Genomic DNA, 14480 nt, shown 5'->3' with positions numbered 1-14480 from the left:
GCGTGGCCGGCCCCTCAGACGTCGATCTTCGAAAGGCGGCGGATGAGGACGAAGCCGAGCGTGAAGAGGCCGAGCGCCACCAGCACCGCGGTCTGCCCGATCAGGGCGCCCGTCATCCGGTCCAGCGCGCCCGGCATCATCAGGTCGACCAGCAGCAGCGAGCCGAGGCCGATGGCGGGCACCAGGTACGCGGTCACCGTCACCTGCGAGAGCTGCGTACGGATCTCCCTGCGCGTCTCCTTGCGCTGCTCCAGGGTCACGGTCAGGTTCCGCAGGCTGCCGACGATGGCGCCGCCCGCCCGCGCCGACAGGACGAGGGTGGAGACGAGGACGACCAGCTCCCGCGACGGCAGCCGCTCGACGATCTCCCCGAGCGCCTCCTCGATGGAGTGGCCGACCGCGAGCCGGTCCGTGACCCGGGACAGTTCCTCCCCGGCCGGGGCCTCCAGTTCCTCGGCGGCGATCCCGATGGCGGTGCGGAGGGCGAGCCCGGCCTGGGTGGCGTTGGCGAGGATGCGGGCCAGCTCGGGCAGCTGGTTGATGAACCGCTCCGTGCGCCGGGCGCGCTGCCAGTTGAGGAAGGCGTTGGCGGCCCACAGCCCGGTCAGGCCGGCCACGGGGCCGAAGAACGGCGCGAGGAGGGAGGCGGAGACGAGCCAGGTCCCGGCGACCGCCGTCAGCATGTAGACGAAGAACTCGCCGGGGGTGACGTCCAGGCCGGTGGTCGCGAGCTTCAGCTCGATGCGCCGGCCCGGCCCGGTCCCGCGCAGGCGCCGGTCGACGCCCTGGAAGCGGCGTCTGCGGCCGGCGGCCTCGGGGGCGCCCTCCGCGGAGAGCCGGTCGACGAGGGCGGCGCGCTGGGCGAGGCCGGCCGCGTACGCGTGCGCCCCGAGGGACACGAGGAGGCCGGCCAGCAGGGTGGCGCCGAGGGTGAGGAGGACGAGGTGGGTCACAGCACGGTCCGGGAGGTCAGCGGGTCGGGGTAGTCCTCCGGCGCTACCCCGAAGGCCTGGGGGATGGGCTGGTTGCTCATGTAGAGGCGCTCCGCGATCCGCCGGGGCAGCGGGGCGTAGGCGAAGTAGCCGTGCACGCGCCCGTCGGCCCCCATGGGCTGGGCGATGTAGCGGCACACGGTGGTGATCCGGAACGGCTCGCGGCCGTGGGAGTCGAGGATGGAGATCTCCGTGACGCGGCGCGAGCCGTCGCCGAAGCGGGTGAGCTGGACGATGACGTTGACGGCGCTGTTGATCTGGTCCTGGAGCGCCTCGAAGGGGATCTCGACCTCGGACATGGAGGCGAGGGTCTGGAGGCGCATCAGCGCGTCCTGCGAGCTGTTGGCGTGGACGGTGGCGAGGGAGCCGTCGTGGCCGGTGGACATCGCCTGGAGCATGTCGAGGGTCTCGCCGCCGCGGACCTCGCCGACGATGATGCGGTCGGGGCGCATGCGCAGGGAGTTGCGTACGAGGTCGCGGATGGTGATCTGCCCCTTGCCCTCGACGTTCGCCGGGCGGGATTCGAGGCGGATGACGTGGGCCTGCTGGAGCTGGAGTTCGGCGGAGTCCTCGATGGTGATGACGCGTTCGCCCTCGGGGATCAGTCCGGAGAGGGCGTTGAGGAGGGTGGTCTTGCCGGTGCCGGTGGCGCCGGAGACGATCAGGTTCATCTTCGCCTGGACCAGCCCGGAGAGCAGGAGCAGCATCTGTTCGTCGAGGGAGCCGAGGGCGATCATCTCGTGCAGGGTGAAGGCGCGCGGGAAGCGGCGGATCGTGAGCGTCGCGCCGGTGAGGGAGAGCGGCGGGATGATGACGTTGACGCGTTCCCCGCTGGGCAGGCGCGCGTCGACCATCGGGTTGGCCTCGTCGACGCGGCGGTTGACGGTGGAGACGATGCGCTCGATGGTCTGCATCAGCTGCTCGTGGGAGGCGAAGCGGATCGGGAGCTGCTCGACCCGCCCGGACCGCTCGACGAAGATCTGGTCGGGCCCGTTGACCATGATCTCGGAGATGGAGGCGTCCTCGAGGAGGGGTTCGAGCACGCCGAGGCCGAGTGCCTCGTCGACGACGCGGCGGATCAGCTGGGCGCGTTCGGCGGTGGAGAGGACGGGCCCCTCGCGGCTGATGATGTGCCCCAGGACGCGCTCCAGGCGCGCCCGGCGCTCGGCGGGCGCGAGCGCGGACATCTCGGCGAGGTCGATCTCCTCCAGCAGCTTGGCGCGGTAGGAGGAGACGAGCCGGCCGTCCTCGCGGGGGCCGTGGCGGTCGTCGGGGGTGCTGACCCGGGAACGCAGGCTCATGGTCACGGTCCCTTCGGGTCGTCGTTGGGCATGACGGCGGTGGCGGTGGCGTCCGGGACGTCCAGTCCGGGCACGATGGTGTTGACCTTGATCGTCACGGTGGCGGTGACCGCGTCGGCTCCGGGGGTCACGCTGACGACCGCCGGGAGTCCCTCGCGGATCGCGGCGTGTCCGGCCGCCTCGCCCCGGCCCCGGTGCTGGGCCTCCACGCGGGCCGCCGTACGGGCGGCGGTGTCCGCCTGTTCGTGGACGTACGCGATCCAGCCCAGCTGGATCCCGCACAGTGCGACGAAGAGCAGGATCGGCACGAAGCCGATGTACTCCAGGGCCACCTGCCCCCGGTCGGAGCGGACGTTCCGTCGTCTCATGTCACTCCTCCCGCTCCATCGCCGCGCCGCCCTTGCCGTCGATCCGGCCGAAGTCGAGGCCGGGGAAGAGCACGGGGATGCCGAGGGTGACCTTCGCGGTGTAGACGTCCCCGGCCGGGCCGCACTCGGCCTCCGGTCCCCATGCGGCACCGATGTGCTCGACGGCGGCCGCCTCGCACGCCGCGTCGCCCTTGACCGCCCCCGCCCGGGCCGCCTCGTCGGCCGCGTTCCCGGCCAGGGAGAAGGCGTAGCCGATCAGTACGCACTCCCACACCGCCGCCACGAGCAGCAGGATCAGCGGCACCACGCCGACGAACTCCACGGCCACCTGGCCCCGGTCCCGCTCCCGCTCCCGCGCGCCCCGCCACCGCCGCACCGGTCAGTCCCCCCGCCCGCGCCGCAGGCGGGCCACCGGTCCGGCCGCGCGGACCGCCAGGACGGATCCGGCGCCCGTCCGGGCCGGCGCGGCGGCCGGTTCCGGGGCGGACAGCAGGCCCAGTTCCCCCGCCACCGCCCACAGCGCCTGCTTGACCGTCGAGCGGTTGTCGAGGTCCTGTACCCGTCCGGCGTCCACCACGGCCTGGAGTTCCTTGAAGGCGGCGGGGACCGGCGTGCGCACCGGCCGGGTCTTGGTGATCTTCTCGATCAGCGAGGGCTGGATCTCGGTGTGCTTGCTCCAGCGGTTGACCACCACGGCGGTGTCCTCCGCCTTGCGCACCTGGAGCCGCTCCCACATCCGGACCATCCGCTTGACCGCCCGTACGGAGACCACGTCCGGGGTGGTGACGAGCACGGCGACGTCCGCCTGTTCCACGGCGGCCGCGTTGGCTCCGGTGACCTGGGTGCCGCAGTCGATGACGACGAGCTCGTAGCGGGCGCGCAGGGCGCTGATCACCTGGCGGGCGGCCCGTTCGTCGACCTCCTCGCCCCGCTCCCCCTCCGCCGGGGCCAGCAGCAGCGCGAGGCCGGTGCGGTCCTCGTACACGGCGTCCTGGAGGACCCGGGGGGAGATGTCTTGGATGCCGGCCAGGTCGGCGATGGAGCGGCGGAACTGCACGTCGAGGTAGGAGCCGACGTCCCCGGACTGGAGGTCGAGGTCGACCAGGGCGGTACGCCGACCGGAGGCGGCGGCCGCCAGCGCGAACTGGACGGCGGTGAAGGTGGTGCCGACGCCGCCCTTGGCCCCGGTGACGGTGACGACCCGGCCGCCCGGGCCGGTGAACGCGTCCGCGCCCCCGCCCAGGTGGCGGCGTACGCCGGCGGCCCACAGGGCGGCGGCCTGGACGCGGGCGGAGAGTTCCTCGTACGAGAGGGGCAGGGCGACCAGGCCGCGCGCCCCGGAGTCCATGGCGGCGGAGAAGAGGCCGGGTCCGGTGTCGGAGGAGAGCAGGACCACGCCCACGGCCGGGAAGCGCAGGGCGACTTCACGGATGAGCTCCAGGGCGGGGACGGGACCGATCCGCTCGTGGACGAGGACGACCTCGGGCAGTTCGTCGACGGACTCGGCGGCCAGGCGGCCCAGCACGTCGAGGAGGGAGGTGGAGTCGGGTACGGGCGGGGAGGGCTCGGCGTCCGGCAGCTGGCCGAGCAGGGCCGCGAGGGCGCGGGCGGCGTCCGGGTCGCCGGCCGCGGGGAGGATTCGAGTGGTCATCCGCGCCTCACTTGTCCCCGTCGAGGGTGTACGTGCGCTCGGCCGGGCTGGGTGCCGAGTCGGTGCCGGGGGCCACCAGGGCCAGCCGGACGTGCTCCGCGAAGGACTCGGCGTAGGCGACGCGCTGGGTGTCCTTGGTGTTCAGGGCGAAGGTGATGGGGACCGCCTCGGCGGGGCCCTTGCGGTCGCTGTCCTTGTCGAGGGCGGTGAGTTTGCCGACGCCCAGGACGCGGGCGTTGGCGACGATGATCACCGAGCGGGAGGGGTCGGTCTCCTTGGCGCCCTTGAAGGTGGCGATGATGTTGACCTTCGCGCCCGAGGTGATCTTGCCGGCCACGCCGGTGGCCGCGTCGATCATGATGGCGATCTCCTGCTCCCCGGCCTGGAGCTGCGGCCTGTCGACGAACATGTCGCTCTGGAGCAGCGAGCCCTTCTTCAGGGTGGTCAGCGCGATCTTGCCCTGGAGCGCGCCGAGATCGCCGACGGCGGTGTCGGACAGCCACCGCTTGGGGATCTTGACCTCTTCGAACTGGCCGGCCGAGAGGGCGCTGTACGGTGCGATGTCTCCCTTGACGCGGTACGCGACGACCTCGGACCCGACCTTGGAGTTGACGTCGCCGATGACGACGAGGACCCCGGCGAAGGCGGCGAGGGCGCACAGGACCGACAGCAGGAGCAGGATGACGCCGCGGCGCTGGCGTGAGTTCATGGGCCGTACTACCTCGCCGTTCTTCGTTCGTTCGGGCGGTCAGGATCCGGATCGGGAGCGGGCGGCGGGCACCTCCGGCGGGGGTGCGGCCAGGGGGGCGGCGCAGAAGCCGCAGCGGTCGCCGATCAGTTCGAAGCCGCACCAGCCGCACTCCTCGCGGCGGACCGAGGCGACCAGCTGGCGGAGCACGGACACGTCGGGGATGGCGGCGGCGAACTCGACGAGTTTCGGGGTGGCCCACCAGCGGGCGGAGTCGGCGGGCAGCGGGTTCTCCATGACGCCCCGCACCTGCCAGGCGGGGGCCAGTTCGGCCGCCACCCAGTCGGAGGACAGCTGGCCGCGCGCGAAGGTGAGGTGGGTGGCGAAGGCGGGCCCGGGCGGCAGCGCTCCCGCCGTGGCGGTGCCGAGCCGGGCGAGGTGCGGGGCCGGGTGGGCGAGTACGGCGAACTGGGCGCCGGGGGACCAGGAGCGGGCGTGCGCCTTGAGGCCGACCGGGATCCGGTCGAGCTTGGCGACGGAGCCCAGCAGGGCGCCCGCGTGGATGTAGTGGGACAGCAGCCGGGCGGCCGAGGCGATCACTCCGGGGCTGAAGTCGCAGACGGTGAGCTGGCGCAGCTGACGCACCAGCACGGCGGTGGCCAGCGGCGGCAGATCGACCTCGAGGAGCGCGATCCGGTCGGTCTCCAGGACGGCCCGCACGGTGCGCAGCCGGCGGGCGGTGGCCGGAGTCAGCCAGGACGGTACGACGGCGACGAGATGGCCGTGCCGCTCCAGCAGGTCGGTGGTCTCGGCGAGGGAGGACTCGAGGCCGGCTCCGTCCGGCGGGCGCAGTACGGCGGCGCCCGGGGTGTGCCGGTCGGGGGCCGGCAGCACCAGATCGGCACTGGTGACAGCGATGGCGGTCGGCACGCGAATCCCCCCGTTCACCCTCTGCACGGCGCGTGTCCGTCCGGCCGTCCGCCGGACTTCGCGTACGCGCGCATGCTGCGCGACCGCAAACGATCGTCGCCCTTCCCCCTTGCCCGAGCACCATATCCGCGACGCCCCTGACAGGGCAGGGGCTTGAGGATTCCTGTGCCGGAAGCACAGGTCACAGGAGGCGGGAAACCCGGACAACAGGGATCGGGGCTCCGCGCATTTCAAGCCACATTGCAAACACTCTTGACACGGGGATTGGTCTGGACCAACTTGGCTGGCGCCAGCTCTCGGTCCCGGGGACCCCACTCCCCCGCACTGCTCCCCCCTCCCGCTCCTCCCCTTCCTCCCCCCACGGAGCCCACGTGAACCGCATACGCTCCCTCGCCCTGCCGCTCGCCGCCGCGCTCGCCGCCGGCGGACTGACCGCCCTCTCGGCGGGTCCCGCCCGGGCGGCCGACGTCAACGTCGTCCGCAACGGCGGCTTCGAGTCCGGCCTCGCCAACTGGTCCTGTTCGAACGGCAGCGGCGCCTCCGTCCCCTCCCCCGTCTACGCCGGGGCGGGCGCCCTGAGGGCCACCCCGGCGGGCTCGGACAACGCCCGGTGCAGCCAGACCGTCACGGTCAAGCCGAATTCCACCTACACGCTCAGCGCCCAGGTGCAGGGCTCGTACGTCTACCTTGGGGCGACCGGCACCGGCACCCAGGACGTCTCCACCTGGACCCCCGGCACGGGCGGCGGCTGGCAGAAGCTGGCGACCACCTTCACCACCGGGCCGAACACCACCCAGGTCACCGTCCACACCCACGGCTGGTACGGCCAGCCCGCCTACGCCGCCGACGAGTTCAGCGTCCTCGGCCCGGACGGCGGCGGCCCGACCGATCCCGGACCGGGTCTGCCGGGCGCGCCGGCGGGGGCCGCCGTTTCCGGCCAGAGCCAGAACGGGCTCACCCTTTCGTGGAACGCGGTCAGCGGCGCGAGCGGCTACCACGTCTACCAGGACGGGGTCCGCGTCCAGACGGTGACGGGCACCTCCACCCCCGTCACCGGGCTCGCGGCCGGAACCTCGTACTCCTTCCAGGTGAGCGCGTACAACGCGGCCGGGGAGGGCCCCAGGTCGGCCCCGGTCACCGGCACCACCACCGGGGGCGGCGGCCCGAACCCGAACCCCTCGGTGCCGCGGCACGCGCTGACCGGCTACTGGCAGAACTTCGACAACGGCGCGACCGTCCAGCGGCTCTCCGACGTCTCCGCGCAGTACGACATCATCGCCGTCTCCTTCGCCGACGCCACGGCCACGCCCGGCGCCATCGCCTTCACCCTCGACTCCGCGGGCCTCGGCGGCTACACGGTGGCCCAGTTCAAGGCGGACGTCGCCGCGAAGAAGGCCACCGGCAAGTCGGTCGTCCTTTCCATCGGCGGCGAGAAGGGCACGATCTCGGTCAACGACTCCGCCTCCGCCGCCAACCTGGCGAACTCCGCCTGGGCGCTGATGCAGGAGTACGGCTTCAGCGGGATCGACATCGACCTGGAGAACGGCCTCAACCCGACCTACATGACGCAGGCGCTGCGCGCCCTGTCGGCGAAGGCCGGCCCCTCGCTGGTCCTGACCATGGCACCGCAGACCATCGACATGCAGTCCCCGCAGAACGGCTACTTCAAGACCGCGCTGGCCGTGAAGGACATCCTGACGGTCGTGAACATGCAGTACTACAACAGCGGCGCGATGAACGGCTGCGACGGCAAGGTCTACGCGCAGGGCTCGGTGGACTTCCTGACGGCGCTGGCCTGCATCCAGCTGGAGGGCGGCCTCGACCCCTCCCAGGTGGGCATCGGCGTCCCGGCCTCACCGAGCGGCGCGGGCAGCGGGTACGTCTCCCCGACCGTCGTCAACAACGCCCTGGACTGCCTGACCAGGGGCACGGGCTGCGGTTCCTTCAAGCCGTCGAAGACCTACCCCTCGCTGCGCGGGGCGATGACCTGGTCCACCAACTGGGACGCCAAGGCGGGTGGCACCTGGTCCAACGCGGTGGGTCCGAAGGTGCACGCACTGCCGTAGGCGGTAGAGGTGTGGGGTGGCTGATTCGACCCGGTGGGCCCCCCGGGTTCTTGACCGGAACATGCCATGAGAGCACGCTGTGCGCGTCCGCACGGCTACCCCACACTCCCCACCCAGGAGAACGCATGCGGCTCCACCACCGCCGGAGGGCCGCCGTCACGGCGGCCCTGCTGGCGCTCGCGCTCGGCGCACCCGCCTACGGCATGAGCGCGACGGCAGCGCCCCCGCCCACCCCCTCCACCGCCACCCAGGACGAAGCGATCGTCCAGTACGAGATCCACGGCCCGTCCACGGCCGCCGAACGCACGGCCCTGCTGCGCACCGGCGCCTCGATCGACGAGGTGGACGCCCACTCGGTCGTGGTCAGCGCCGACCCCATGCAGGCCCGCGCCCTGCGCGCGCTGGGCCACGAGCTCACCGCGCTGCCCGGACCGCCGGACCGCAGCGAGCGGGGCGTGGCGGCCTCCCCGATGGACTTCCCGTCGGCGGACTCCAGGTACCACAACTACGCCGAGGCCAGTGCGGAGATCGACCAGCGCATCGCCCAGTACCCCGGGATCATGAGCAAGCAGGTCATCGGGAAGTCGTACCAGGGGCGGGACCTCGTCGCGATCAAGATCAGTGACAACGTCGGCACGGACGAGGCCGAACCCGAGGTGCTCTTCACGGCCCACCAGCACGCCCGCGAGCACCTGACCGTGGAAATGGCCCTCTACCTGCTCAAGGAACTCGGCTCCAAGTACGGCACCGAGAGCCGCGTCACGAACATGGTCAACCAGCGCGAGATCTGGATCATCCCGGACCTCAACCCCGACGGCGGCGAGTACGACATCGCCACCGGCTCCTACCGCTCCTGGCGCAAGAACCGCCAGCCCAACAGCGGCTCCTCGTACGTCGGCACGGACGAGAACCGCAACTGGAACTACAAGTGGGGCTGCTGCGGCGGCTCCAGCGGCAGCAAGAGCTCCGAGACCTACCGCGGGCCGGCCGCCGAGTCCGCGCCCGAGGTCAAGGTGGTCTCCGACTTCGTCCGCGGCCGGGTGGTCGGCGGCAAGCAGCAGATCAAGGCCGCGATCGACTTCCACACGTACAGCGAACTGGTGCTGTGGCCCTTCGGCTACACCTACAACGACACCGCGACGGGCCTGACCGCCGACGACCTCGCCGTCTACAAGAAGATCGGCACGAGCATGGCCGCCAGCAACGGCTACACGCCCGAGCAGTCGAGCGACCTGTACATCACCGACGGCACGATCGACGACTGGCTGTGGGGCGACCAGAAGATCTTCAGCTACACCTTCGAGATGTACCCGTCGAGCGGCGGCGGCGGTTTCTACCCGCCCGACGAGGTGATCGACCGCGAGACGGCGCGCAACAAGGAAGCCGTGCTCCAGCTGCTGGAGAACGCGGACTGCATGTACCGCTCGATCGGCAAGGAAGCCCAGTACTGCACCGCGTGACGCGAACGGACCGGACCGGGGCGCCCCTCCGCCAGGGGGGCGCCCCCTCCCCGCGTCAGCCCAGTACCGCCAGGGCGTCGATCTCGATCAGCAGCCCGGCCGGGAGGCCCACGTACACCGTGGTGCGGGCGGCCGGGGCCTCCTTGAGGCCCTGCTCCTCGAAGTAGGCGTTGTAGATCTCGTTCATCTCGGCGAAGTGCCCGGTGTCGGTCAGGTAGACGCGGATCATCATCACGTCGTCCCAGTTCGCCCCGCCCGCCTCCAGCACGGAACGGACGTTCTCCAGCGTCTGGAGGGTCTGCTCGCGCAGCGTCGGCCCGGCCGTCGTGGGCGGCCGCCCCTCGGCGTGCGGCAGGTAGCCGACCTGGCCGGCGACCTGGAGGACGTTGCCCTTGCGGACGCCGTGCGAGAACTTCGCGGGCGGGGCGGGGTGGGACTCGGGGGTGACGGCGGTCTTCTCGCTCACGAGGGTCCTCTGCGTTCGTATCGGTGCGGGGTGTTTCCCCCCGCTGATGGTCTCAGCGGGGGACGGTCCCCGGGGTGCCCGTTCGACCGGTTCGCGAGGACGGGCTACCGCCGCCCCGGGACCGGCTCCCGCCGCGCGGCGGCCCGCCCCCGCCCGGCGGAACCGGCACGGCGTTGACCCTCGTCCCCCCGGGTGTTAGACCACAGGCACCACGCGCAGCACACCCGCACCACCCCCAGGAGGCCCCCCATGAGCAGCGACGCAGTCCGGCGGCTCGCCGGCGAACCGGTCGACCACCGGTTCAAGGGCCTCCCGCCGGACGCGCAGGCGGCGGGCCTCACCGTCGGGGAACTCGCCGCGCAGGGCCGCGACCTGTACGGCGGCGGGTTCACCACTCCCGTCCTCACCCTCGACGCCGACGCGCTCGCGCACAACCTCACCGTGCTCGGCGAGTACTCCGCCCGCCACGGGCTCGCGTTCGCGCCCCACGGCAAGACCTGCATGGCCCCCCAGCTCTTCGAGCGCCAGCTCGCCCACGGCGCCTGGGGCATCACCGCCGCCGTCCCCCACCAGGCCCGCGTCTACCGCGCCTTCGGGATCCAGCGCGTCTTCCTCGCCAACGAACTCGTCGACCCCGCCGCCCTGCACTGGGTCGCCGCCGAACTCGTCGCCGACCCCGGTTTCCGGTTCGTCTGCTACGTCGACTCCGTGCGCGGGGTCCAGCTCATGGACCGGGCCCTTCAGGGGCGGGGCGCCGTACTGGACGTGGTCGTCGAGCTCGGTGCCGGCGAGGGGGCGCGCACGGGGGCCCGTACCGACGAGGACTGCCGGGCCGTCGCCGACGCCGTCGCCGCCGCCGGCACCCTGCGCCTCGTCGGCGTCGCCGGGTACGAGGCCGAGGTGCCCGGCGCCGACGCGGACGGCGTGCACGCCTGGCTGCGCCGGCTCACCGGCCTGGCCGTCGAGTTCGACGAGGCCGGGCGGTTCGGCCCGGACGTCGAGGAGATCGTCGTCAGCGCGGGCGGGTCGGCGTGGTTCGACGCCGTCGCCGACGTGTTCGCCGGGCTGCCCGCGCTCTCCCGGCCCGTCCTGAAGCTGCTGCGTTCCGGCGCGTACGTCTCCCACGACCACGGCTGGTACGGCCGCCTGACCCCCTTCAACCGGGTTCCCCAGGAGGGCGGACTGCGCCCCGCCTTCCGGCTGTGGACCCAGGTCGTCTCGCGCCCCTCCCCCACCCAGGCCTTCGTCAACGCCGGCAAGCGCGACATCGCCTACGACCTCGGGCTGCCCGAGGCCGAGCTGGTCCGCGACGCCCTCGACGGCACCGAGCGGCCCGCGACCGGCGTCCGCGTGGTCAAGCTGTCCGACCAGCACGCCTGGCTGGAGACCGACTCCGCCGACGACGTGCGGGTCGGGGACTGGGTGGCGCTCGGGATGTCGCACCCCTGCACCATCTTCGAGAAGTGGCCGCTGATCCCGGTCGTGGAGGCCGACGGCCGGGTCACCGACTACGTGCGCACCTTCTTCTAGCCGTGGACCTCCTCGTCCGGGGCGCCCGTGTCGTCGACGGCACGGGCGGGCCCTCGTACACCGCCGACGTGGCCGTGCACGAGGGCCGGATCGCCGCGATCGGCAGGATCCCGGGCGGCGGACGGCGCACCCTCGACGCCCACGGGCTCGTCCTGGCCCCCGGGTTCACCGACATGCACGCCCACAGCGACCTGGCCCTGCTGCGCGACCCCGACCACAGCGCCAAGGCCGCGCAGGGCGTCACCCTCGAAGTCCTCGGGCAGGACGGCCTGTCGTACGCGCCCGCCGACGAACGGACCCTGGCCGGCGTGCGGACCGCCATCGCGGGCTGGAACGGCCCCGGTGACGACGTCGACTTCGACTGGCGGACCGTCGGGGAGTACCTCGGCCGGCTGGACCGGGCCCACGGCGGACAGGGCATCGCGGTGAACGCCGCCTACCTCGTGCCCCAGGGCACCGTGCGGGCGTACGCCGTCGGCTGGGACGACCGCCCCGCCACCGCCGCCGAGCTCGACCGGATGCGCGGGCTCGTCGCCGAGGGCCTGGAGCAGGGCGCCTTCGGCATGTCCTCCGGGCTCACCTACACCCCCGGCATGTACGCCACCGGCGCGGAACTCACCGAACTGTGCGCCGTGGTGGCCCGGTACGGCGGCTACTACTGCCCGCACCACCGCTCGTACGGGCGGGGCGCGCTGGCCGCCTACGCCGAGATGCTGGCGCTGAGCCGGGAGGCCGGCTGCGCGCTGCACCTGGCGCACGCCACCATGAACTTCCCGGAGAACGAGGGCCGTGCCCCCGACCTGCTGGCCCTGCTCGACGCGGCCCTCGCCGACGGCGCCGACGTCACCCTCGACAGCTACCCGTACACCCCCGGCTGCACCACCCTCGCCGCGCTGCTGCCCGGCTGGGCGCACGAGGGCGGCCCGGAGGCGCTGCTGGCGCGGCTGCGCGACGAGGACACCGCCGGGCGGATCCGGCACGCCCTGGAGGTGACGGGCTCCGACGGCTGCCACGGGGTGCCGGTGGACTGGGCTTCCGTGGAGGTCTCCGGGACGAACGACCCCGCGTACCGGGGGCACGTCGGCACCCGCCTCGACGGCTGGGAGACCGCGCGGCGGCTGCTGCTCGGGGACCGGCTCGGACCGACCGTGCTCCAGCACGTCGGCCACGAGGAGAACGTCCGGGCCATCATGCGCCACCCCGTCCACACGGGCGGCTCCGACGGGATCCTGCACGGTGCGAAGCCGCACCCCCGCGCGTACGGCACCTTCCCGCACTACCTGGGGCACTACGTGCGCGAGCTGGGCGTGCTGTCCCTGGAGGAGTGCGTGGCCCACCTGTCGGGCCGCCCGGCGGCGCGGCTGCGGCTGCCCGACCGGGGGCTGGTCCGCGAGGGGTTCCGCGCCGACCTGGTCCTCTTCGACCCGGAGACGGTCGCGGCCGGGTCCACGTATGAGCGGCCGCGCGCGCCGCCCACGGGGATCCCGTACGTCCTGGTCGACGGACGGTTCGTCATGCGGGACGGGACCAGGACCGGCGTGCTGGCCGGGCGGGCGGTCCGCCGAACCCCCGCCGGCCCGTAGGACTTCGGTCCCGGAGGGCGTATGCGCCCGGCACATACGATGAGCGGCATGGCCGCCTTCCTGCTCCCCGCGCTCCTCTTCCTCGCCCTCTGCATAAGCGCCTTCAAGGACCGCCGCCGCTTCAGCAACGCGGTGCTGTTCGGCCTGACCTCCCTGACGCTGGCGGCCGCGCTGCTCTTCCAGGTGACGGCCCTGCCGCGGTGGGCGGCCCTGACGATCATCGCGATCGCCCTCACGGCGCCCACCCTGGGCACCATGGCGATCGGCGGCTTCCTGATCGCCAACGGCGTGACGATGATCCGCAAGGAGGGCCGCCGTCCGGCCAACCTGCTGTCGATGCTCGCGGGGCTCGGGATCTTCGGGATGATCGCGCTGCTGGTCGTCGTCCCGATGTTCCGCTCCACCGTCCTGAACGGCATGGCCGCGACCCTGACCCTGGTGGTGGCGTACGTGTCCTTCCTCTTCCTGTGCTTCCTCGGGTACGCCTTCCTGTACGGCCGGATCAAGGTGCGCGGGGACGTCGACCACGTGGTGATGCTGGGCTCCGGCCTGGTCGGCGGGGAGCGGGTACCGCCGCTGCTGGCCTCGCGGCTGCGCAAGGGGCGGCGGATCTACGACGCCCAGCTGGCCCGCGGCTCGCGCCCGCCGGTCCTGCTGGTCTCGGGCGGCAAGGGGTCCGACGAGCGGGTGTCCGAGGCGCGGGCGATGGCCGACTGGCTGATCGCGGAGGGGGTTCCGGCGGAGCACGTGGTGCTGGAGGAGAACTCCCGTACGACCGAGGAGAACATGCTCTTCTCGAAGGGGATCATGCTGGCGGCGGACCCGGGCTACCGGTGCGTGGTCGTCACCAACAACTTCCACGCCTTCCGGGCCGCGATGCTGGCCCGCAAGACGGGCGTCAACGGGCAGGTGGTGGGCTCGCCGACGGCCCGCTACTTCCTGCCGAGCGCCACCCTGCGCGAGTTCGTGGCGGTGTTCTGGGAGCACCGGACGGTCAACCTGTCCATCTGCGGGACGCTGGTCGCGGTCGGCGCGCTGGCGACGCTGACGGCCGTCGTCTCCCCTTCCTGACGCCCGCCCCGCCGGGAGGCGGCGCCCCCGGCCGGGCCCCTTCGGGGCCCGACGTGCGTTCATGGGGCCGGAGCCGGAGTATGGGGGCCTGGGGGGCACCGCAGGAGGTATCCGATGGACAGTGAAACCAACGAGCAGCCCACCCGGTCGGACCGGCTCTTCACGGGCGGGGAGCGCGCGTACGACCCCGAGGACCTGGTGATGGCGACCGGCCACGACCCGACTCCGGAGCGGGTCGAGAAGGCCCGGAAGCTGATCGAGAAGGAGGGTCCGCAGGTCATCGAACGCTTCCTCCCGTAGGGGCGGAACCGGCCGGATGACGCTGCCCGGTCCCACGGCCCGGGGCCGCACCCCGGGCCGTGGCCTCACGGTGA

14 protein-coding genes are annotated in these 14480 nt (G+C 72.8%); 6 read left to right on the top strand and 8 right to left on the bottom strand.

Going from position 1 to position 14480, the window contains the following annotated elements; genetic code table 11:
• Positions 1-14 precede the first annotated feature (14 nt).
• Genes ACZ514_RS06670 through ACZ514_RS06640 form a run of 7 tightly spaced genes read right to left on the bottom strand, consistent with a single transcriptional unit; the run spans position 15 to position 5930 of the window.
• Positions 15-953, bottom strand: a complete 939-nt coding sequence (locus ACZ514_RS06670) for a type II secretion system F family protein (RefSeq protein WP_469124272.1) — start codon at positions 951-953, stop codon at positions 15-17.
• Positions 950-2293, bottom strand: a complete 1344-nt coding sequence (locus ACZ514_RS06665; protein WP_468169794.1) for a CpaF family protein — start codon at positions 2291-2293, stop codon at positions 950-952. Before ACZ514_RS06665 ends, ACZ514_RS06670 begins: the two co-directional genes overlap by 4 nt.
• 2 nt (positions 2294-2295) lie before the next feature.
• The gene (locus ACZ514_RS06660) at positions 2296-2661 is read right to left on the bottom strand and encodes a TadE/TadG family type IV pilus assembly protein (protein ID WP_468169797.1); all 366 of its coding nucleotides are present in this window, start codon (positions 2659-2661) and stop codon (positions 2296-2298) included.
• Between the two features lies 1 nt (position 2662).
• On the bottom strand, positions 2663-3037 hold the full coding sequence (locus tag ACZ514_RS06655; protein WP_468701698.1) for a TadE family protein: 375 nt from the start codon (positions 3035-3037) through the stop codon (positions 2663-2665).
• 3 nt (positions 3038-3040) lie between these two features.
• Positions 3041-4312: an AAA family ATPase gene (locus ACZ514_RS06650; RefSeq protein ID WP_469124271.1), complete on the bottom strand. Its 1272-nt coding sequence runs from the start codon at positions 4310-4312 to the stop codon at positions 3041-3043.
• Positions 4313-4319: 7 nt separating this feature from the next.
• Positions 4320-5021: a Flp pilus assembly protein CpaB gene (cpaB, locus tag ACZ514_RS06645; protein WP_469124270.1), complete on the bottom strand. Its 702-nt coding sequence runs from the start codon at positions 5019-5021 to the stop codon at positions 4320-4322.
• Positions 5022-5060: 39 nt separating this feature from the next.
• Positions 5061-5930, bottom strand: coding sequence for a hypothetical protein (locus ACZ514_RS06640; protein WP_469124269.1), 870 nt, complete (start codon positions 5928-5930; stop codon positions 5061-5063).
• Positions 5931-6301: 371 nt separating this feature from the next.
• Between ACZ514_RS06640 and ACZ514_RS06635 the strand changes: the two genes are divergently transcribed.
• Positions 6302-7996 (top strand): chitinase, encoded by a 1695-nt coding sequence (locus ACZ514_RS06635; RefSeq protein ID WP_469124268.1) that lies wholly within the window; start codon positions 6302-6304, stop codon positions 7994-7996.
• Between the two features lie 125 nt (positions 7997-8121).
• Positions 8122-9456, top strand: coding sequence for a M14 family metallopeptidase (locus ACZ514_RS06630; protein ID WP_468169815.1), 1335 nt, complete (start codon positions 8122-8124; stop codon positions 9454-9456).
• A 55-nt stretch (positions 9457-9511) separates the two neighbouring features.
• On the opposite strand, the gene ACZ514_RS06625 is transcribed toward ACZ514_RS06630, so the two are convergent.
• Positions 9512-9922 carry a RidA family protein gene (locus ACZ514_RS06625; RefSeq protein WP_388934325.1) on the bottom strand — a complete coding sequence of 137 codons (411 nt, stop codon included), beginning with the start codon at positions 9920-9922 and terminating at the stop codon, positions 9512-9514.
• Between the two features lie 249 nt (positions 9923-10171).
• Between ACZ514_RS06625 and ACZ514_RS06620 the strand changes: the two genes are divergently transcribed.
• From ACZ514_RS06620 to ACZ514_RS06605, 4 genes are all read left to right on the top strand, one after another.
• The gene (locus ACZ514_RS06620) at positions 10172-11452 is read left to right on the top strand and encodes an alanine racemase (RefSeq protein ID WP_468701690.1); all 1281 of its coding nucleotides are present in this window, start codon (positions 10172-10174) and stop codon (positions 11450-11452) included.
• A 2-nt stretch (positions 11453-11454) separates the two neighbouring features.
• Positions 11455-13035 carry an N-acyl-D-amino-acid deacylase family protein gene (locus ACZ514_RS06615; protein ID WP_469124267.1) on the top strand — a complete coding sequence of 527 codons (1581 nt, stop codon included), beginning with the start codon at positions 11455-11457 and terminating at the stop codon, positions 13033-13035.
• Positions 13036-13083: 48 nt separating this feature from the next.
• Entirely contained in the window at positions 13084-14106 is a 1023-nt protein-coding gene (locus tag ACZ514_RS06610; RefSeq protein ID WP_468169823.1) for a YdcF family protein, read from the top strand.
• A 114-nt stretch (positions 14107-14220) separates the two neighbouring features.
• Positions 14221-14406 (top strand): hypothetical protein, encoded by a 186-nt coding sequence (locus ACZ514_RS06605; RefSeq protein WP_468169826.1) that lies wholly within the window; start codon positions 14221-14223, stop codon positions 14404-14406.
• The last annotated feature ends 74 nt before the right edge of the window (positions 14407-14480 follow it).

The organism is Streptomyces sp. NPDC034086 (assembly GCF_055575515.1).
This window is presented reverse-complemented; position numbering and strand designations above follow the sequence as displayed.

Coding starts and splice junctions, on each gene's coding strand:
- ACZ514_RS06665 (WP_468169794.1), bottom strand. CDS start 2,293: ATGAGCCTGCGTTCCCGGGTCAGCACCCCCGACGACCGCCACGGCCCC.
- ACZ514_RS06660 (WP_468169797.1), bottom strand. CDS start 2,661: ATGAGACGACGGAACGTCCGCTCCGACCGGGGGCAGGTGGCCCTGGAG.
- ACZ514_RS06650 (WP_469124271.1), bottom strand. CDS start 4,312: ATGACCACTCGAATCCTCCCCGCGGCCGGCGACCCGGACGCCGCCCGC.
- cpaB (WP_469124270.1), bottom strand. CDS start 5,021: ATGAACTCACGCCAGCGCCGCGGCGTCATCCTGCTCCTGCTGTCGGTC.
- ACZ514_RS06630 (WP_468169815.1), top strand. CDS start 8,122: ATGCGGCTCCACCACCGCCGGAGGGCCGCCGTCACGGCGGCCCTGCTG.
- ACZ514_RS06620 (WP_468701690.1), top strand. CDS start 10,172: ATGAGCAGCGACGCAGTCCGGCGGCTCGCCGGCGAACCGGTCGACCAC.
- ACZ514_RS06610 (WP_468169823.1), top strand. CDS start 13,084: ATGGCCGCCTTCCTGCTCCCCGCGCTCCTCTTCCTCGCCCTCTGCATA.
- ACZ514_RS06605 (WP_468169826.1), top strand. CDS start 14,221: ATGGACAGTGAAACCAACGAGCAGCCCACCCGGTCGGACCGGCTCTTC.